General features: G+C 74.5%; 14 protein-coding genes and 1 pseudogene. 9 read left to right on the top strand and 6 right to left on the bottom strand.

Annotated elements, in window-relative coordinates; translation table 11 throughout:
* Window positions 1–12: 12 nt before the first annotated feature.
* Window positions 13–2,952, bottom strand: coding sequence for a DEAD/DEAH box helicase (locus tag ACZ6X9_RS02875; protein WP_469776115.1), 2,940 nt, complete (start codon window positions 2,950–2,952; stop codon window positions 13–15).
* A gap of 550 nt (window positions 2,953–3,502) precedes the next feature.
* On the opposite strand from ACZ6X9_RS02875, the gene ACZ6X9_RS02870 reads away from it, so the two are divergent.
* Window positions 3,503–4,249: a ferritin-like fold-containing protein gene (locus ACZ6X9_RS02870; RefSeq protein ID WP_469776114.1), complete on the top strand. Its 747-nt coding sequence runs from the start codon at window positions 3,503–3,505 to the stop codon at window positions 4,247–4,249.
* 63 nt (window positions 4,250–4,312) lie between these two features.
* On the opposite strand, the gene ACZ6X9_RS02865 is transcribed toward ACZ6X9_RS02870, so the two are convergent.
* From ACZ6X9_RS02865 to ACZ6X9_RS02850, 4 genes are all read right to left on the bottom strand, one after another.
* Window positions 4,313–4,591 carry a hypothetical protein gene (locus tag ACZ6X9_RS02865; RefSeq protein ID WP_469776113.1) on the bottom strand — a complete coding sequence of 93 codons (279 nt, stop codon included), beginning with the start codon at window positions 4,589–4,591 and terminating at the stop codon, window positions 4,313–4,315.
* Between the two features lie 294 nt (window positions 4,592–4,885).
* Window positions 4,886–5,113 (bottom strand): DUF3107 domain-containing protein, encoded by a 228-nt coding sequence (locus ACZ6X9_RS02860; RefSeq protein ID WP_469776112.1) that lies wholly within the window; start codon window positions 5,111–5,113, stop codon window positions 4,886–4,888.
* 298 nt (window positions 5,114–5,411) lie between these two features.
* Window positions 5,412–6,041: a TetR/AcrR family transcriptional regulator gene (locus tag ACZ6X9_RS02855; RefSeq protein WP_469776111.1), complete on the bottom strand. Its 630-nt coding sequence runs from the start codon at window positions 6,039–6,041 to the stop codon at window positions 5,412–5,414.
* Window positions 6,042–6,267: 226 nt separating this feature from the next.
* Window positions 6,268–6,501, bottom strand: a complete 234-nt coding sequence (locus ACZ6X9_RS02850) for a hypothetical protein (protein WP_469776110.1) — start codon at window positions 6,499–6,501, stop codon at window positions 6,268–6,270.
* A 243-nt stretch (window positions 6,502–6,744) separates the two neighbouring features.
* Here ACZ6X9_RS02850 and ACZ6X9_RS02845 point away from each other — a divergent pair, with 243 nt between their 5' ends.
* The 8 genes and pseudogenes from ACZ6X9_RS02845 to moeZ all read left to right on the top strand — a co-directional run bounded on the left by ACZ6X9_RS02845 (window position 6,745) and on the right by moeZ (window position 17,742).
* A complete protein-coding gene (locus ACZ6X9_RS02845) occupies window positions 6,745–7,752 on the top strand; it encodes an alpha/beta fold hydrolase (protein WP_469776109.1) in 1,008 nt (335 codons plus the stop codon).
* Complete coding sequence (locus tag ACZ6X9_RS02840) at window positions 7,745–8,872, top strand: DUF3152 domain-containing protein (protein WP_469776108.1); 1,128 nt, start codon at window positions 7,745–7,747, stop codon at window positions 8,870–8,872. The genes ACZ6X9_RS02845 and ACZ6X9_RS02840 overlap by 8 nt, the downstream gene beginning before the upstream one ends.
* 62 nt (window positions 8,873–8,934) lie before the next feature.
* Window positions 8,935–9,258 (top strand): annotated as a pseudogene (locus ACZ6X9_RS02835) (hypothetical protein); the annotation flags it as partial.
* Window positions 9,259–9,316: 58 nt separating this feature from the next.
* Window positions 9,317–9,958: a lanthionine synthetase LanC family protein gene (locus ACZ6X9_RS02830; protein ID WP_469776631.1), complete on the top strand. Its 642-nt coding sequence runs from the start codon at window positions 9,317–9,319 to the stop codon at window positions 9,956–9,958.
* A gap of 427 nt (window positions 9,959–10,385) precedes the next feature.
* Complete coding sequence (locus tag ACZ6X9_RS02825; protein WP_469776107.1) at window positions 10,386–11,918, top strand: DUF3492 domain-containing protein; 1,533 nt, start codon at window positions 10,386–10,388, stop codon at window positions 11,916–11,918.
* Window positions 11,919–14,821: 2,903 nt separating this feature from the next.
* Entirely contained in the window at window positions 14,822–15,736 is a 915-nt protein-coding gene (locus ACZ6X9_RS02820) for an NAD-dependent epimerase/dehydratase family protein (RefSeq protein WP_004937390.1), read from the top strand.
* Window positions 15,724–16,479 (top strand): spherulation-specific family 4 protein, encoded by a 756-nt coding sequence (locus tag ACZ6X9_RS02815; RefSeq protein ID WP_469776106.1) that lies wholly within the window; start codon window positions 15,724–15,726, stop codon window positions 16,477–16,479. Before ACZ6X9_RS02820 ends, ACZ6X9_RS02815 begins: the two co-directional genes overlap by 13 nt.
* A gap of 84 nt (window positions 16,480–16,563) precedes the next feature.
* The gene (gene moeZ / locus ACZ6X9_RS02810; RefSeq protein WP_469776105.1) at window positions 16,564–17,742 is read left to right on the top strand and encodes an adenylyltransferase/sulfurtransferase MoeZ; all 1,179 of its coding nucleotides are present in this window, start codon (window positions 16,564–16,566) and stop codon (window positions 17,740–17,742) included.
* Window positions 17,743–17,933: 191 nt separating this feature from the next.
* On the opposite strand, the gene ACZ6X9_RS02805 is transcribed toward moeZ, so the two are convergent.
* Entirely contained in the window at window positions 17,934–18,566 is a 633-nt protein-coding gene (locus ACZ6X9_RS02805) for a hypothetical protein (protein ID WP_469776104.1), read from the bottom strand.
* Between the last annotated feature and the right edge of the window lie 680 nt (window positions 18,567–19,246).

The following is a 19,246-nucleotide window of genomic DNA, read 5'->3' as shown; positions in this document are numbered from 1 at the left end:
GGCTCTATCCCCTTACGCCACGCCCTCCGCCTCCGCGGCGGCCTTCTTGCGCGTCCGCTTCGGCTTGGCCTCGGCCTCACCCTCCGCGACCGGCGCGGCGGCGGCCTTCTTGGCCGTCCGCGTCCGCTTGGGCTTGACCTCCGCCTCGCCTTCGGCGACGGGCGCGGCGGCGGCCTTCTTGGCGGTGCGGGTGCGCTTCGGCTTCGCCTCGGCCACGGCCTCGCCCTCGGCCACCGGCGCGGCGGCGGCCTTCTTCGCGGTGCGGGTGCGCTTCGGCTTGACCTCCGCCTCGGCCTCGGCCTCGGCCTCTGCCGACGCCTCCGCCACCGGCGCGGCGGCGGCCTTCTTCGCCGTCCGCGTGCGCTTCGGCTTGGCCGGCTCCGCCGCCGGGGCGGCCTCCGGCTCGGCGGCCGCGGTGTCGACCGCCTTCACCGCGCGCTTGCGCGGCTGCTTGACCGGCGCCGCGGCCTCGTCGGCCACCGGCGCGGCGGCGGCCTTCTTGGCGCGGGTGCGCTTCACGGGCTTGGCGGCCTCGTCGGCCTCGGCCTCGCCGGCGGCCGGAGCCTCCGGAGCCTCGGCACTCAGCGTCGTCACGGCCCGCTTGGCGACCCGACGCGTCCGCTTCGTCGGCGCGGCCGGCTCCGCCTCGGCGGCCGGAGCCGTCGGCTCGGCGGCCTGCTCGGGCGCCGGGGCGGCGTCCGAGCCCAGGGTGGTGACGGCACGCGTGGCGACGCGCCGGGCGCGCTTCGCCGGGGCGGCCGGGGCGGTCGGCGTCTCCGCGACCGGCTCGGCGGCCTGCTCGGCCGCCGCCGTCGGCGCGGCGTCCGCGCCGAGGGAGGTGACCGTACGGGTGGCGACGCGCCGGGCCCGCTTCACGGGAGCGGCCTCGGTACCGGCGGCCGGAGCCTGCTCGGCGGCACGCTCGTGACGCGCCGGAGCCGAGGTCGCCGGCGCCTCGGCCGGAGCGGCGGGCGCCGCGGCCTTGGCCTTGGCCTTGGCCTTCGCCTCGGCGGCGGCCCGGGCGGCCGCCTGGACGCGCAGGAGCGCGGTCTCGACGGTCTCGAACTCGCCTTCCGGCACGGCCGTGGCCGGCGCCGCGTACCGCGGGCGCGTGGTGCGGCCGGCCCCCGTCGACCCGGCCTGCGAGGGCAGCGACGTGCCCGCCTGGCGGGGCGCGGCGGTCCGGCCACGGCGGCGCGGACGGGCCGGGGCCTCCGGCTCGGGGGCCGGTGCCGTGACCACGGACGCCTTGGGGGCGGCCGCGGCGGAGGTGACGGAGGCGGCCTCGGACCTGGTGGTGGCCTTGGCCGTCTTCGGCGCGGGGGTCTCCTCGGCGGCCGGGGAGGCGGCCGGAGCGGAGGGAACCTCGGCCACCGGAGTCTCGGCCACGGGAGCCGCCGCGGCCGGAGCCGCCTGCGGCGCCGACACCGCCGCCGGAGCGGAACCCGAGCCGCTGCCGCGCGTACGGCGGCGACGGCGCGGACGGGCCGGCGTCTCGGGAGCCGTCGTGGCCGGGCGCGCCGCGGAGGCGCTCTCCGTCACGGCGGGCTCGACGGCCTCCACGGCCTCAGGGAACGCGGTGGCCGTGGTGGCGGTGACGGCGGTGGCCGGCGCGGCGGCGTCCGCCGTCGCACCCGAACGCGTCCGACGGCGCTGCCGCGGCGTACGGGTGCGCTCGGCGGCGGCCTCCTGGCTGTCCCGGCTGTCCCGGCTGTCCCGGCCGTCCTTGGGGCCACGGCCCCGGCCCGCGCCGCGTCCACCCGTCTCGCCGAGGTCCTCGATCTCCTCGGCCGCGAGCCCGGCCAGAGTCCGCTGCGAGCGGGGCAGGACACCCTTGGTGCCGGCGGGGATGCCCAGTGCCTCGTACAGGTGCGGCGACGTGGAGTAGGTCTCCGGCGGGTTGTCGAAGGGCAGTTCCAGCGCCTTGTTGATGAGCTTCCAGCGCGGGATGTCGTCCCAGTCGACCAGCGTGACGGCCGTACCCGACTTGCCCGCGCGGCCGGTGCGGCCGATGCGGTGCAGGTACGTCTTCTCGTCCTCGGGCGTCTGGTAGTTGACGACGTGGGTGACGTTGTCGACGTCGATGCCGCGCGCGGCGACGTCGGTGCAGACCAGCACGTCGACCTTGCCGTTGCGGAACGCGCGCAGCGCCTGCTCGCGGGCGCCCTGGCCGAGGTCGCCGTGGACCGCGCCGGCGGCGAAGCCGCGGCGGGTGAGCTGCTCGGAGATGTCGGCGGCGGTCCGCTTCGTCCGGCAGAAGATCATCGCGCGGTCGCGGCCCTGCGCCTGGAGGATGCGGGAGACCATCTCCGGCTTGTCCATGGAGTGGGCGCGGAAGACGTGCTGGGCGATGTTGGCGACAGTCTGGCCCTCACCGTCCGGCGAGGTGGCGCGGATGTGCGTCGGCTGCGACATGTAGCGGCGGGCCAGTCCGATGACCGCGCCCGGCATGGTCGCCGAGAAGAGCATGGTCTGCCGCTTGGCCGGCAGCATGGTGATGATGCGCTCGACGTCGGGCAGGAAGCCCAGGTCGAGCATCTCGTCGGCCTCGTCCAGCACCAGCGCCTTGACGTGGCTCAGGTCCAGCTTCTTCTGGCCGGCGAGGTCCAGCAGCCGGCCGGGGGTGCCGACGACGACGTCGCAGCCGGCCTTGAGCGCCTCGACCTGCGGCTCGTACGCCCGGCCGCCGTAGATCGCCTGGACGCGCACGTTGCGCACCTTGCCGGCGGTGAGCAGGTCGTTGGTGACCTGCTGGCAGAGCTCACGGGTGGGGACGACGACGAGGGCCTGCGGCGCGTCGGTGAGCTGCTCGGGCCTGGCCCGGCCCGCCTCGACGTCGGCGGGGACGATGACGCGCTCCAGCAGGGGGAGGCCGAAACCGAGGGTCTTGCCGGTGCCGGTCTTGGCCTGGCCGATGACGTCGGAGCCCGAGAGGGCGACCGGGAGCGTCATCTCCTGGATCGGGAACGGGTGGACGATGCCGACGGCGTCGAGCGCCTCGGCCGTCTCGGGGAGGATCCCGAGTTCTCGGAACGTGGTCTGCTGCGTGTCAGGCGTATTCAGGGTGCTGCCTCTTCTGTGAGACGCGGCACGGGGCGGCGAAGGGGGTCGTACGAGGAGTCCGTACGTACCGCGCCGTCGTACTCGTTCCGGCGGAAGCCGGATGGCGCGGGACCACTGCCTTCGCGCGAGCACACGTGCTGCGAGCGGATCCCTCCTGGTGTGCGGACGACTCGTCCACACCGCGCGGAGGGCGGTCGGTCGGGTGGAAGCCGATCGGGCCACCGACCGGGCATCCGCTGGCGCTCCGAGGACTCACTCCCGGAGGAACCTGCATGGAGACGGCCAGTCGGGCACGTGCCTTGTTCGGCGTACTCGGCGGGCCGTATAGCACTCTACCCCGGAACCACGCATCCGCGCCCGGGCCATTCGTCCCTGACCTTGTGGACACCTGGCTGACCAGGGGCTTCCCTCCCCGCCACAGCGGGCTAAGGTTCCGTTCATGGAGACGTCCGACAAGGCCGCAGCGGCCACAGAGCCCGCCGAGGAACTCACCGGAATCGCCGCCCAGGACTGGGCGCAGGCATCCGCCGACCCCCGCTACCGCGCCGCGGTCGTGGACCTGCTCGGCGCGCTCGCCTACGGCGAGCTGGCCGCCTTCGAGCGGCTGGCGGAGGACGCCAAGCTCGCGCCGACGCTGGGTGACAAGGCGGAACTGGCCAAGATGGCCGCCGCCGAGTTCCACCACTTCCAGCGGCTGCGGGACCGGCTCGCGGCGATCGACGTCGAGCCGACCGCGGCGATGGAGCCCTTCGCGGCGGCGCTGGACGAGTTCCACGGCCAGACGGCCCCCTCGGACTGGCTGGAGGGCCTGGTCAAGGCGTACGTGGGCGACTCGATCGCCAGTGACTTCTACCGGGAGGTGGCGGCCCGGCTGGACTCCGACACCCGGGCGCTGGTGCTCACCGTCCTCGACGACACCGGGCACGCCACGTTCGCGGTCGAGAAGGTGCGGGCCGCGATCGAGGCCGAACCGCGGGTGGGCGGCCGGCTGGCGCTGTGGGCGCGGCGGCTGATGGGCGAGGCGCTGTCGCAGGCGCAGCGGGTCGTCGCGGACCGTGACGCCCTGTCGACGATGCTCGTCGGCGGGGTGGCCGACGGCTTCGACCTCGCCGAGGTCGGGAAGATGTTCTCCCGCATCACCGAGGCGCACACCAAGCGGATGGCCGCGCTGGGGCTGGCCGCGTAGCCGCGGCGGTCGGCACACGGCGCACCGTCCCGTGACACCGGGGGCTCCGTCCGGCGGCCCGGCTCAGGCCGTGGCTGACCGGCGGGGCGGTCCGGCGGGACGCAGCAGCAGGGACAGCAGCGCGACCGCCACCACGAGCGAGGCCGCCAGAATCGCGAGGGCGTGACCGGGACCCAGCACCGAGCGGGCCAGCAGTCCGCCGAACAGGCCGGCCACCGGTCCGGTGCCCAGCGTCAGAGGGCGGGAGCGGAACCGGCCGAACCGGGCCGGCAGCCAGCGCAGGGCTCCGAAGGAGACGGCGAGGCCGATCAGGACCGAGCCGAGCGCTTCCCAGAGGATCATCGTCGTTTCCCTCCCGTGCCACCGATGAGCGGCAGGTGCAAATCGGTCGTAGCGGTCCTACCCCGGGGCCGCCCGCGGCAACCCTCGGGACGGGCCTCCCATGGTTCTCCCCGGGAGCGCGCGCGGGGGTCCCGACACGCCTCGCGCCCGGGTCTCGGCACGCCTCGCGGGGCACTCTCCGACCTGCTCGGCGCGGCCGGCCGCCGGCGCGGCTCGGCTCCAGGACGCCGCCGGGTACGACGACGGGCGGGACCCCGGTGCCCGCGCACCGGGGTCCCGCCCGTGTCCGGTGACTCAGATGGTGGTGAAGCCGACCCGCCGGGTGGCGGGCTGGCCGATCTCCACATAGGCCAGCCGGTCGGACGGGATCAGGACCTTGCGGCCGTGCTCGTCCGCCAGGCTGAGCAGCGGTGCCTTTCCGGCCAGCGCGTCGGCCACCGCGCGCTCGACCTCCTCGGCGGACTGACCGCTCTCCAGAACGATCTCGCGGGGCGCGTGCTGCACGCCGATCTTGACCTCCACGGCTACTGTCCCTCCGAAGGTGTGCGTCCCCCACGGCGTAGCCCCAGGGGAGGGGTGCGCGGACGCGCCGCGCCGTACGGTCCACACATTAGCCCGGTGCGGGGGCGCGCCGGGCCCGCGCCCGCACGCTGGCAGCGAACACGCGGCCGGGAAGGAAGGTCCCCGGACCGGGGCGCGTTCCCCGGCAAGCGGGGAAGGCGCCCGTCCTCAGGGCGAGGCGCCCCTCCTCAGGGCATGGCGTCCGCCCTCAGGGCACGGCGTCCCGCGGGCAGGACGCCCGTCCTCCGGGAAAGCGGACTCAGTGCTCGTTCTTCGGGAACCCGGCGATGCCGCGCCACGCCAGCGACGTCAGCAACTGGACCGCGGTGTCGCGGGGGACGGTGCTGCCGCTGGAAAGCCAGTACCGGGCCACCACCTGGGAGACGCCACCGAGGCCGACGGCGAGCAGCATCGCCTCCTCCTTGGCGAGGCCGGTGTCCTCGGCGATGACCTCGCTGATGGCCTCGGCACAGGTCAGCGCGACCCGGTCGACGCGCTCGCGCACGGCGGGCTCGTTGGTGAGGTCGGACTCGAAGACCAGCCGGAAGGCGCCGCCCTCGTCCTCGACGTACGCGAAGTAGGCGTCCATGGTGGCCGCCACCCGCTGCTTGTTGTCGGACGTCGACGCCAGCGCCGTGCGCACCGCCTGCAGCAGGTTGTCGCAGTGCTGGTCCAGCAGGGCCAGGTAGAGGTCCAGCTTGCCGGGGAAGTGCTGGTAGAGCACCGGCTTGCTGACGCCCGCGCGCTCGGCGATGTCGTCCATGGCGGCGGCGTGGTAGCCCTGGGCCACGAAGACCTCCTGGGCGGCGCCCAGGAGCTGGTTGCGTCGGGCTCGGCGCGGCAGGCGCGTGCCCCGCGGGCGCGCCTCGGTCTGCTCGATGGCTGTCACGCCGCCTCCCATGATTGTTCCTGCACGGTGTGCACCGCGCCCGCCATCGTACTTTTGGGTAACCGCGCCGTGCGTGGCCGCAGGGGAGAATTTCACCTGACGGACGCTGTGGGAAGCCCACAAAAACCCGACAAATCCCGCGTTGTGCCGTCGAGGAACGGCCGTCTCCCCGTTCGGCCGCCGCCGCGCGGGACCGCCTCGGGGGTCCGCGCGGCCGGGGCCGGGCTCACCGGTAGTCGTCCTCGTCCAGCTCCACGACGCGGGCCTGCTCGGCGCGGTCCGCCTCGTTCGCCGCGCCCGGGTCGATCACGGTCAGCGGTTCGTCGCGTGTCGGGGCGACGTCGGCGTGCTGCTCGGCGGCGTCCGCCTCCGGGGCCTCGACGTCGAACTCGGTCACCGCCGCCTCCTCGGTGTCGTCGAAGTCCTCGAAGGTGTCCGGGTCGGTCGGGTCGACAGGCATGCGGAAGGTCTCCTTCGTCCTCGTCCTCCGGGCGGTCCGCCCGGTCCGGCCTTCGCCGGCGTACCGGAACTCCTTCCCATGGGAGCCGTCGCGAGTCCTCCGCGGTCCGGCCGCCCAGGAGGCCGCCGGGGCCGCCCTCGGGGCCCTTCCTCCGAGCGTAGGAGACGCGGCTGCGCGCCGCCAGGCGATCTGTGACGGCTGCCACAGACGATTCCGGCGTGATGCTCTCGTAACATTGCCCGCATGTCGGAGACCGAGTCGCCGGTGGCACTGGGTGCCCCCGCCGTTCCCGTGGTACCGCCCACGCCCCTCCCGCCGCAGTCCGGCGCGGGGGAGCGGGTGCGCATGGTGACCCTGCCCGGAGCGACGCTGACGGTGCGCTCCCGGCCGCCGGCCGCCTCGGACGGACCGGCTCCGCCACCCGCCCTCTTCGTGCACGGCCTCGGCGGCTCCTCGCGGAACTGGACCCCGCTGATGGCCCGGCTGGCGGACGACGTCGACGGGGAGGCGGTGGACCTCCCCGGCTTCGGGGACTCGCCGCCGCCCGACGACGGCGACCACTCCGTCACCGCCTGCGCCCGGGTGGTCATCCGCTATCTCGACGTGCGCGGCCGCGGTCCCGTGCACCTGTTCGGCAACTCGCTGGGCGGTGCGATCGTCACCCGCGTCGCCGCCGTCCGGCCCGACCTCGTCCGCAGCCTCACGCTCGTCTCGCCCGCCCTGCCGGAACTGCGTCCGCAGCGCACCGCGCTGCCCACCGGGATGCTCGCGGTGCCGGGCGCCGCGGCCCTCTTCGCCCGGCTGACGAAGGACTGGACGCCCGAACGCCGGACGCGGGAGCTGCTCGCCCTCTGCTACGGCGACCCCGGGCGGGTGACCCCGGAGGGGTTCGCCCTCGCCGTCGAGGAATACGAGCGCCGGCTGGAGCTCCCCTACTTCTGGGACGTGATGGCCCGCTCCGCGCGTGGCGTGGTCGACGCGTACACCCTCGGCGGGCAGCATTCGCTGTGGCGTCAGGCGGAACGCGTGCTTGCCCCTACCCTGCTGGTGTACGGAACGCGCGACCAGCTCGTCTCGTACCGCATGGCCCGCCGGGCGAGCGGGGCGTTCCGCGACTCGCGGCTGCTGACGCTGCTGGGCACCGGCCATGTGGCGATGATGGAGGATCCGGACGCGGTGGCCCGTGCCTTCCGCGAACTCCTCGCGGACACCGTCACGACGTCGGAACGGAGCGCCACGCCCCGTGGGTAAACACAGCGCACGTGCCCCCCAGGCTCCTCGGGGGCGTACGGAGGAGGCGCCGGAGGTCCCCGGTGCCCGGGAGACCGTCCGGACCGCCGAGCGGCCCCTCCTCACGGAGGACGACCGACCGCCCGGCCCGCCGGATCCCGTCGTGCGGTCCGCGCCGCGTGGCCCGGCCATCGGCTGGGGCGTCATCGGACGGCAGGGCGGCCGGTCGGGACCGTCCCGGCCCGCCCGGTCCGCCGGCCCGCGGCCGTCGACGGGGCGGGTGCCGGAGCCGCGCCGGGCGGGCGGCGGGCGCGGGGACGCGCCCGGCGGCGGCACCCACCGGGCCACGGGCGGCAGAGGCCGTGCCGTCACCGGGGTGGCGGCGGCGATGGTGACGGCCGTACTGGCCGTGGTCGTGGCGGGGCAGGTCGAGGACGGCACGGAAAGCCGGGCGCAGGCGCGGACCCCGGACGCGCGCAACGGCGCGGGCGCCGCCGCCTCGCGGTCCGACAGCCGCCCGACGCCCCGCGCTCCCGCGGCGCCGGTGACGTACGAGCAGAAGATGGCGAAGAAGTACCCCCTGGACCAGCGGATGCCGGCCTCGGGTGAATTCATGACCGTCGGAGGGCACGACAAAGCCCCCGGTAAGGGTGAAGTTCTGCGTTACCGCGTTGACGTCGAGAAGGGGCTGCCGCTTGACGGCGGGCTCTTCGCCACCGCCGTGCACCGGACGCTCAACGACGAGCGCAGTTGGGGCCACGGCGGCGTCCGCACCTTCGAGCGGGTCTCCTCGGGCCACGCGGACTTCGTGGTGACCCTGGCCAGTCCGGCGACCACCGCCAAGTGGTGCGCCAAGTCGGACCTGGACATCACCGTGGACAACGTCTCCTGCGACTCCGCCGCCACCGACCGCGTGATGATCAACGCCTACCGGTGGGCGCAGGGCGCCGAGACCTACGGCGACCGGATGTACGAGTACCGGCAGATGCTCATCAACCACGAGGTCGGCCACCGGCTCGGCCACAACCACGAGTCCTGCGGCAAGTCGGGGGCCCTGGCGCCGGTGATGATGCAGCAGACGAAGTTCCTGACGACGGACGGCGTGACCTGCAAGCCGAACGCCTGGCCGTTCCCGGGCTGACGCGGCGGACCGTTCGGCGGGCCGCCCGGAAAGCCCCGGGTGACTTCACCGGCGCGGGGCCGGTGGCCTTCTCCCTGCTGATCGCCCACCGGACGACGGGGGGTTACCGCGCGGCCCTGGAAGGGCTGGACGACTTCCACCGCCGTCTGGTGCGCGAGCGCCTGCCGGCCGTCGGGACGGGCCCGGTCGACACCAACGGCGTATTCGAGACGGTCAGAGGCATGACCGGGATCGGGCGGTATCTGCCGGCCCGCCGCGACACTTGCGAACCCGAACTCCGCCGTGTCCTCGCGTACTTGACGCGGCTCGCCCACGGCGAGATCCGGCACGCGGGACACCGCCTGCCCCGCTGGTGGACCTCGGCGGCGCCTAAGTTCGGGCAGGAGGCCGAACTCCCCGACGGACACCTCAACCTGGGCCTGTCCCACGGCATCGCCGGCGCCGCTGGCGCTGCTGTCCCTCGCCCGGCGGGAGGGCATCACCGTCGACGGCCGGCGCGAGGCAGCCGAACGTCTCGTCGCACCCCTCGTCCGCTGGTCCGCCGAGGACGGCACCGGGCTCCGCCGGCCCGGTTACATCACCCTCGCCGACTGGGCGGCCGGCCCGGGAAGCCCGCGGGTGCCCCGGTCGCGGCCGTCCTGGTGCTACGGCGCCCCCGGCGTCTCCAGGGCGGTCCGACTGGCGGCCCTCGCCTTCGACCGCCCCGACTGGCACGGCGTCGTCCACCGCTCGCTCCTGCCCCTGCTCACCACCGATCCGGACACCTGGGGAGTGGACGATCCCGGGCTGTGCCACGGCTGGGCGGGACTGCTCCACCTGTCGGGGCTGCCGGCCCACCACGTCGCCGACGAACGGCTGCCCCGCGTCCGCGAGGAGATCGCGGCCCGCACCCTGGCCCACTTCGACCCCGGTGCGCGCTTCGGATTCCGCACGACACTGATTCCGCACGACACTGACGGAGACCCCGGGCGGCGCCGACGCCCCGGGCTTCCTCACCGGGGCGTCGGGCGTGGCCCTGGCCCTGGACGCGTACGCCGACGGAGACACGGTGGACCGGGCGGCCCTGGGGGATGGCACTGCTGGTGAGCTGACTCTGGTGCGCTTTCCGGGGTGGCGCTTTCTTTTGGGGGCTTCCGTCTGTCGGCGGGCCGGAGCGTCCAGTGGTCCGGGACGGTCCGAGTCGGCCCGGCCGGCGTGTGAAGCCGAGCGGCGCGGCCGCGACGGGGCGGGGCGCGCGGGGGCGCGGCTCCCGCGAGGAACGGGAAGGGGCGGAGCAGGGGCGCGGCTCCGCTCACGCTCACGCGGACACGCGCCCGTACGCCCGCCCCCGCGCCGGCGGGCGCGAATCGGCGGGACCCGGGCAAGCGCCTATAACGCACCCCAAAGAGGAAGGTCACGCCCGTTCACCCCTTCCGGTGGTGCGACGGACAACCGTCCGCCGCACCACCGCCGCGCCGCCATAGCGTGCTCCCGGCTGCCGGACGACTGAGGGATCGGGGGTGCGCTCGTGCGCGTGGGACTGCTGACCGAGGGTGGTTACCCGTACGCCGCTGGTGAGGGCGGGGAATGGTGCGACCGGCTCGTACGCGGGCTGCCACGGCACGAGTTCGAGGTGTACGCGCTGAGCCGGAGCGCCCGCCAGGAGGACGGCGGCTGGTACGCGCTGCCCGGCAACGTCCGCCGGATCAGAGCCGCCCCGCTGTGGGGCGGACCGGCGCCCGGCGGGGCCGGGCGCGCCCACGGCGCGTACGGCCGGCGCGAACGCCAGCGGTTCAGCGGCCACTTCGGCGACCTGGCCGCGGCCCTCACCACCCCCGGCGATCAGGCGTACCGTTTCGCCGAGGGGCTCTACGGACTCGCCGGCCTCGCCCGCGACGAGGGCGGTCTCGTCGCCGCGCTCCGCTCGGAACTCGCCCTGCGCGCCTTGGAGACGGCCTGCCGCGCCCCCGACGCCCACCCCGGCGCGCAGGGAGTCCGCGTCGCCGACCTCCTCGTCGTCGCCGGCCTCCTGGAACGGGCCCTGCGCCCGCTCTCCCTCGACTGGTACGGCACCCCGGACGGCGACCTCGGCCTGGCCGGTGTGGACCTGTGCCACGCCGCCTCCGCCGGCCCGGCCGCCCTGCCCGGACTGCTCGCCCGGCGCTACTTCGGCACCCCCCTGCTCGTCACCGAGTACGGCGTCAGGCTGCGCGAGCACTACCTGACCGAGCCGGCAGGCCTGTCCGTGCCCGTCCGCGCCCTGCTGTCCGCCTTCCACCGGCTGCTGGCCGGCGAGACGTACGCCCACGCCTCGCTGATCACCCCCGGCGACGCGCAGGTGCGCCGCTGGCAGGAGCGCTGCGGCGCCGACCGCGGCCGGCTGCGCACCGTTCCGCCGGGGGTGGACGCGAGCCTGTACGAGGCCGTCGCCCAGGCGCGCCCCGGGCGGCGCGGCGACGGGCCGGTGCTGCTCCTCGCGGGCGGCCCGCCCGAACCCTGGCTCTGGGAGGCGACCACCGTCCTCACCCTGACCCGGCCGGACGTGCGGCTGCGGGTCACCGGCGTCCCGGAGGGCGGGCCGCTGCCCGAGGGCGTCTCCCGGGTCGCCGTCTGCGGGCCGGAGGACTACGCCGACGCGGACGTCATCGTCGTCGGCGCCCCCGGCGACGGCTTCCCGGTCCCGCTCGCGGAGGCCATGTTCTGCGGTCGGGCCACCGTCGTCGCCGACACCGCGACGGCCCGCGAAGTCGTCGGCGGCACCGGGCTGCTGGTGCCCGCGCACGACCCGCACGCCCTCGCCGAGGCCTGCCTCACGCTGCTCGACGACCCCGCCCGCGCGGACCGGCTCGGCGCCGCCGCCCGGGCCCGCGCCCTGGAACTCTTCACCGTGGAACAGAACATCGCCACCTTCGGCGGCATCTACCTGGAACTGCTGTCGAGCTCCCCGGCCCGGCAGGACCTCGCCGCCGCCCCGCGCGACGCGGCCCCCCTCGCCACAGCCGGACGCTCCCGCGGCCTCGCCTGGTCCGCCCGCCCCGCCTCGCCGTCCTGGGCGGGCCGCCGGTGACGCGCGCCGCGGCCCCGGCCGCCGTCCCCGCCCCGGCCGTCCCGGCGGGCCCCGCACCGGCCGTCGGCATACCCGCCGCCCCGGGCCGCCCCGGGCCGGCCCCCGACCCGGTCCGCCCCTTCCTGATCCGCCACCACGCGGTCTGCGCCGACGCCGTCGACCCTCTCGAACTCGCCGCACGGCTGGAGGAACGGGGTGTCACCGACCGCGCGGCGGCGGCCTGCGGGCACCGGGACGTCTTCTCGCTCGCCGAGGAGCTTTTCGCCCGGGCGGGGGGTGGCGCCGGGGACGGCGGCCACACTGCGGGGACGGGCGCGGCGGGTGCGACGGGCGTGGCGGATCGGAGGCGTGGGGCCGGCCGGTCCGCCGGGTCCGCCGGGTCCGACGCCGAGGGGCCGGGCGGAGGCGGGCGGTGGGTGGCACCCGGCGACGTCGAGTGGCCGGAGTTCCGGAGCCGGGACTGGCGGCGGTACGGGACGCCGTCCGGTGCGGCCGGTGCGTCCGGCGGTATGAAGGGGGCGCTCACGCTCGGCGCGGGCGTGAGCGGCGACTCCCCGGACGCCCGGCTTCCGCACGGGTCCGGCCTTCGGGCCGTCGGTGCCGTCGGTGCCTCAGGAGCCGCGCGGAGAACGGGAGTCCAGGGAGCCGCCTCCGCTCCGGGTGCCGGCTGCCGTCCGTCGGCCTCCTCCTGCCGCCCCCTTCCCTGTTCCCTCTCCTGTTCCCGTTGCTCCTCCTCCGACGATGCCCACGGCCGGTGTGCCGCCCGCCCGGGCCGGAGCCGCCGGACCGTCGCCGTGGCACTGGCCTGGGCCTGGTTGCTCGCCTACGGCTGCGTCGGGGACCGGCTGTTCGCCGTGCTGGCGCACGGGCACGCGCACGGACGGACCGACCCCCGGTCCCTCGCCTTCGCTGCGGCACCCACCGCCCTGGGGCTGGCCTGCGCCGTCGCGCCCGCCGCGTGGTGTGCGCACGCCTTCGCCGGGTACGCCCGACGGCGACTGACCGCCGCCCGCTCGCTGCCGGCGTACCGCGTCCGGGTCAGGTGTGCCCTGCTGGCCCTCCTCGTCGTCCTGCTCGGCGCCCTCTTCCTGTCCGTCTGGACGGCCCGGTCCGCCCTTCCCGGGCTCGGGCATCCCACATCGCCCGCCGCCCTCGCCGTGCTGGTCCTGGGCTTCCTGCTCTTCCTCGACCGGCTGTGCGCCGCCCACGGCCTGGCCTGGCCCGCCACCACGGCCCTCCTCGCCGCCTGTGCCGTCGAGGCGCTGCCACCGGCCGCGCTGCTCGCCTCCCGGCTGCCCGGATGCGCCGCCCTGGCCTGGCCGGTCACCAGGCTGCCCGACGTCGTCGGCCCCGCCATCCTCGGCCCCGCCACCCTCGGCCTGGCAGCCTGCACCGGAGCGGCCCTCGCCCTGACCGTCCGCGCCCTCGCCACCCTGCCGCACGCGGCCGTCCACGGACTGGCCGGACGGGGCGGGGGCGGCGCGCGGGGTGGGCGGGAACGGGTGATTGGGCCTGTCAGTCCTGTAGGGCCTGTCGGCCCTGTCGGCCCTGTCGGCCCTGTCGGCCCTGTCGGCCCTGTCGGCCCTGTCGGGCCCGACGGACCTGCCCGTCTTGTCGGTTCTGTCGGTCTATCGGGTCGTGTTGGGCCGTCGGGGCCCGGCGACCCGTATGAGGCTGGCGACTCGTACGAGGTCGGCGACTCGTCCGGCGACCCGTTCAAGCCCGGCGCGCCGTCCGACCTGTCCGGCTTGCCAAGTCTCGTCGAACCGTTCGGTCGTGTGCGGCCGTCAGGCTTCCCCGGTTCGTCCCACGCCGGTGATCCGATCGATCGCGCGGGGGCACCTGGGTACGTCGGTCCGTCCGGTCGCGAGAATTCGTCCGGCGCCGTCGAAGCGGCGGGTCACGTGGCTTCGTCCGGCTCTGGTGACGGTCCTGTTCGTCCGAGCTCGCCCGGCGTGCTCGGTTCGTCGGGGCGTGGAGGTGTGCCCGGTGGTGGAGGTTCGTTCGGGCTCGTGAAACGAGTCGGCCACGCGGGTTCGCTTGGTCTCGTCGGTCGGCCTGCGCACGCGAATTCGCCGGGCGCGCCCGGTTCGTCGGAGTTCAGTGATGGTCCCGGTCGCGGGGGTCCGTCCGGTGTCGTTGAACCGGCGGGCCGCGCGGGTTCGTCCGCCCTCGCTGGTCCCCCCGCTCGCGCGGGCTCCGCCGGCGGGCCGGGCTCGCCCGGCGTCGCCGACGCATCCGACTCCACGAGCGCATCCGACTCCACGACCGCATTCGGCTGCCCCGAGGCGACCGGCCGCACCGCTCCTTCCGGCCTTCCGCCCTCACCCGGTTCCGCGGACCCGGCAGACCAGGCAAGCCCGGCTGCGCTCTGTGGGCCGAAAGCCCCGGCGGGCCCGACCGACCCGACTGGCACAACCGGCCCGGCCGGCCCGGTCAGCGCACCCGGCCCAGAATCCCCGGCGGATCAAGCACGCCCCTTCATCCCGGCAGACCCCTGCGACCCGGCGATCCCCTCCGCGACCACCCTCGCCGACCCCGCCCTCAGTTCCCGTCACCCCCTCAGGCCCCGCCCCTCCCTCAGGTCCCCCCGTCCCCTTCGTCCCGGCGGGGTCGAGCCCCCCGCACACTCCCGTCAGAGGAGCACCCACCATGACCGTTGATCCCACTGGCCTCATCAGCCCGACCTTCCCCGCCGGCCTGACCCACTTGACCCACCTGACCCACCTGACCCACCTGACCCACCTGACCCACCTGACCCACCTGATCCACTTGACCGGCTCGACCAGTCCCACCAGCCCGCCCCACGGAGACCCCAGGAACTCTGGGAATCCCGGGAACCCCGGGAATCCCGGCGACTGCGCCGTCACCGGCCGCCCCGGGCGAGCGCGAGGAGGAGACCGATGAGGGTCCTGTTGCTCGGCGCCAACGGCTACCTCGGCCGCTTCGTCGCCGACCGCCTGCTCGCCGACCCCGCCGTGCAGCTCACCGCGCTCGGCCGGGGCGACGACGCCGACGTCCGCTTCGACCTGGCCACCGGCAGCCCGGGCGCGCTCACGCGGTTCCTCAACGCCGTCCACCCCGGCGTCGTCATCAACTGCGCGGGCGCCACCCGCGGCGGCGCCCGCGACCTGACCCGGCACAACACCGTGGCCGTCGCCACGGTCTGCGAGTCGCTGCGGCGCAGCGGCTGCGGGGCACGCCTGGTTCAGGTGGGCTGCTCCTCGGAGTACGGGCCCTCGCAGCCCGGCTCGTCCACCGCCGAGGACGCGGTGCCGCGCCCCGGCGGCCCGTACGGCGTCAGCAAGCTCGCTGCCACCGAACTCGTCCTAGGCTCCGGTCTGGACGCGATCGTGCTGCGCGTCTTCTCGCCCGTCGGTCCGGGCACCCCGGCCGGTTCCCCGCTGGGCCGGCTCGCCGAGGCCATGCGGCGGGCCATGCAGAACGGCGACAACGAGCTTAAACTCACCGGCCTCGGCGTCCAGCGCGACTTCGTGGACGTCCGCGACATCGCGCGCGCCGTGCACGCCGCCTCTCTCTCCGCCGCCCAGGGCGCCGTCAACATCGGCACCGGCCGGGCCACCCGGCTGCGCGAGGCCGCCTCGCTGCTCGCCCGCGTGGCCGGCTTCGGGGGCGCCCTGCACGAGCTCGACGATCCCCACCTGGGCGCCACCCCCGTCTACCCGTACCCGGACGGCTGCGGCGCCTGGCAGCAGGCCGACGTCCGTACCGCCCGCGACCGGCTCGGCTGGCGGCCCCGGATCGGGCTGGAGGAGTCGCTGGCCGACATCTGGATGGAGGCCGCGTGTCGTATCTGATCTCGTCCGGCAACCGCCGCCCGCTGCCCGCGGCCAAGACGCCGCTGCGGCTCGGCGTCCCCGGGTTCGCCCACCCGCTCGTGGCGCCCGTGGAGTGGGGCCGGCTGTGCCGGGCGGGCCTCCCGCTGGAGTGGACGGTGCTCGGCAGCGCCTCCGGCGGCCCCGGCACCCGCCCCGACCCGTACTGCACGGCCGCGGCGGCGCCGCTGCGCGAGGCGGGCGTCCGCGTCCTCGGCCACCTCGACGCGGGGTTCGGCGCGCGGCCGTTCGGCGAACTGCTCTCCGACGCCCAGCGCTTCCTCAACTGGTACAAGGTGGACGGCTTCGCGGTGGCCCGCTGTCCCGCCGACACCGGCGCGCTCGCCGACGTCCGGCGGGTCACCGGGGCGCTGCGCACCCTCCACGACCGGGCGTACCTCGTACTCCTCCACGGCAGCCACCCGGTCGCGGGATACGCGGCGCTCGCCGACCAGTTGGTCACCTTCACCGGCCCGTGGAACCGCTACCGCTGGTCGCGTCCCGCCGACTGGACGGCCGACCACCCGCCCGGCCGGTTCTGCCACCTCGTGCACAGCGTCCCCCGCGCCCACCTGGAGGAAGCGCTCCTCATCACCCGCCGGCAGGGCGCCGGCACGGTCTACATGACCGACCGCACCGACCGCGACGGACTCGACCCCTGGGAGTCGATGCCCGGGTACTGGGACGAGTTCATCTCGAACATCGGACCGGGTGTCTCGGAATGAGGCGGGGCGTGGCAGGGTTGCAGAGGAAGTACAGAACGCTGCCTCTACGTTCCCCGCCCGCGTGGGGATGACCCTGGAGACCCCGTGTCGCTGCCACCCCTGGTCGAGCCGGCTTCCGAGCTCACCGTCGACGAGGTCCGTCGGTACTCGCGCCACCTGATCATCCCGGACGTCGGGATGGACGGGCAGAAGCGCCTGAAGAACGCCAAGGTGCTCTGCGTGGGCGCCGGCGGCCTCGGCTCGCCCGCCCTGATGTACCTGGCCGCCGCCGGCGTGGGCACGCTGGGCATCGTGGAGTTCGACGAGGTCGACGAGTCGAACCTGCAACGGCAGATCATCCACAGCCAGTCCGACATCGGCCGTTCCAAGGCGGAGTCCGCGCGCGACTCGGTGCTCGGCATCAACCCGTACGTGAACGTCGTCCTCCACCAGGAGCGCCTGGAGGCGGAGAACGTCAAGGAGATCTTCTCCCAGTACGACCTGATCGTCGACGGCACCGACAACTTCGCCACGCGCTACCTGGTCAACGACGCGTGCGTGCTGCTCGGCAAGCCGTACGTCTGGGGCTCGATCTACCGCTTCGACGGCCAGGCGTCCGTCTTCTGGAGCGAGCACGGCCCCTGCTACCGCTGCCTCTACCCCGAGCCCCCGCCGCCCGGCATGGTCCCCTCCTGCGCCGAGGGCGGCGTCCTCGGCGTGCTCTGCGCGTCGATCGGCTCCATCCAGGTCACCGAGGCGATCAAGCTGCTGGCCGGGATCGGCGAGCCGCTCGTCGGCCGCCTGATGATCTACGACGCCCTGGAGATGTCGTACCGCCAGGTCAAGGTCCGCAAGGACCCCGACTGCGCGGTCTGCGGCGAGAACCCCACGGTCACCGAGCTCATCGACTACGAGGCGTTCTGCGGCGTCGTCTCGGAGGAGGCCCAGGAGGCCGCCGCCGGCTCCACGATCACTCCCAAGCAGCTCAAGGAGTGGATCGACGACGGCGAGGACATCGACATCATCGACGTCCGCGAGCCCAACGAGTACGAGATCGTCTCCATCCCCGGCGCCCGTCTGGTCCCCAAGAACGAGTTCCTCATGGGCACCGCCCTCCAGGACCTCCCCCAGAACAAGCGCATCGTCTTGCACTGCAAGACGGGTGTCCGCTCCGCGGAAGTCCTCGCCGTCCTGAAGTCCGCGGGCTTCGCGGACGCGGTCCACGTGGGCGGCGGCGTCATCGGCTGGGTCAACCAGGTGGAGCCGCACAAGCCGGTGTACTGAGCGCGGCCGCCGCTGACGTCGACGAGGCGGACGAAGCCCGCGACCCTGGCCGGTCGGGTGCCGTGGGCTTCCGCTGTTGTCGGTCGATGTCGGATGTCCTTGACGGTCATGAGACGGCCCCGTGGAGTTCTCACGGGCGGGCTTTCGGCCGAGCGGAAACTTACGAGCGTGCGGCCCCGAATAACCGGTCTTCAACTGCCGTCTGCCGGGTCCTGCCAGTGCCAGGGCACCGTCGGAGGCAGCCAAGGAGCGCTGTCGCTCCGGTCGAGAACGGGAGCCTCACAATCATCGGGTATGGGGCTGTCGTCGATCACGGCCTCAAGGGTGAACTGGACATAGCGTAGGTATCCGCGCACGTCGCGAATTTGGCGCTCTCGGTTGCTCTGGCCGACGCCGCGCCATGCGACATCGAAGCCCAGCCGCACAAGGGTCCTATATCGCATGCGAACGCGATCGTTGCTTATGGAGAGAAGGTCGGTTCGCATGCCTTGCCGAACCGAACCGAGTGCCGCTATGCAACGTTCACGAGCTTGTGGGCTCAACTGAGGCTCGTCCAGGGCAATGTCCGGAAGCGACGGCAGCCACGCGTACAGCTCTGCGAGCCGGTCGAGGAGCCGTTGTGCAGCTTCGGCGGAGCGCTGCTGCGTCCATTGCCGACGTGCCAACGCGCTGGCTGCAGCTTCTTGTGAGGCGGCAAGCGCAGCTTGGGCCTCAATGGTCTTCGAGGTTTGCCAGCGGGCAACATGCACCGAGATGGCTCCGCCGGCCAACGTTCCCATGAGTGCACTGACAGTTTGGGCCGCCAGATCCCCCCAGCTGCTCATCTCCGCATCTTGGGCACTCTGCACACGCGACAAACCCCCGCCGTCGAACCTGTCCGGATCACGGCTGCCATAACGATCGGCGCTCCTAAGCGAGTTCGCAGCCGCTATGGCCGACCGTTCGTGTGGCCCGGTGGATGTCTAGCGATCCGCGCGCCGCCCGAGCGAGGTCTCGGGCTGCTCGGGTTGCCGTACCCACACGGCCAGTAGCCGCAGCGCGGGAGGGCGTCCTCGGAACGCTTGGCAAGGAGGTCGCCGATTTCGGCATCCACGTCACTGTTGTCGCGCCGCGCAGCTTCCGGACCGGCTGGCCAGCCGCTCACTGATCCGCGCACCTCGTGCGATTGCCGACTGCGACGAGCTGTTCGAGCCCGTACTCACCTGGTGCATCCAGGCCGGTGGGAGCCAACCGGGCTACTGGGACAAGGCGCGGCGTCGGTGCTGCGCAGCGTGGCAGCCGACCGGCTGCCGACGCGCCTGCTGCTCGGCACCGACGTGCTCCGGCTCGTCCCGGGCCGGATACGACGCCTTCGGGCGCGAGATGCCGGCGTGGGTTGAGTTGTCGCCTCGACCGGCTTCGACGCCGGGCAGCGTGACGTCACTTGCTGTCGCCCCCCGGTGCGACCGGCGCTTCGGCGCTGTCCGGTCGGTGATCGTCCCGCGGTCACGAGCTCGTCCCGCGG

It is taken from the genome of Streptomyces sp. NPDC052910 (assembly GCF_055585605.1).
Note: the sequence above shows the minus strand (reverse complement) of the source record. Positions and strands in the feature narration are given on the sequence as shown.

Bases quoted from the DNA above. Each gene is read 5' to 3' on its own strand.
- ACZ6X9_RS02875 (WP_469776115.1), bottom strand. From the start codon at position 2,952: ATGACGCTCCCGGTCGCCCTCTCGGGCTCCGACGTCATCGGCCAGGCC.
- ACZ6X9_RS02870 (WP_469776114.1), top strand. From the start codon at position 3,503: ATGGAGACGTCCGACAAGGCCGCAGCGGCCACAGAGCCCGCCGAGGAA.
- ACZ6X9_RS02865 (WP_469776113.1), bottom strand. From the start codon at position 4,591: ATGATCCTCTGGGAAGCGCTCGGCTCGGTCCTGATCGGCCTCGCCGTC.
- ACZ6X9_RS02850 (WP_469776110.1), bottom strand. From the start codon at position 6,501: ATGCCTGTCGACCCGACCGACCCGGACACCTTCGAGGACTTCGACGAC.
- ACZ6X9_RS02845 (WP_469776109.1), top strand. From the start codon at position 6,745: ATGTCGGAGACCGAGTCGCCGGTGGCACTGGGTGCCCCCGCCGTTCCC.
- ACZ6X9_RS02820 (WP_004937390.1), top strand. From the start codon at position 14,822: ATGAGGGTCCTGTTGCTCGGCGCCAACGGCTACCTCGGCCGCTTCGTC.
- ACZ6X9_RS02805 (WP_469776104.1), bottom strand. From the start codon at position 18,566: ATGAGCAGCTGGGGGGATCTGGCGGCCCAAACTGTCAGTGCACTCATG.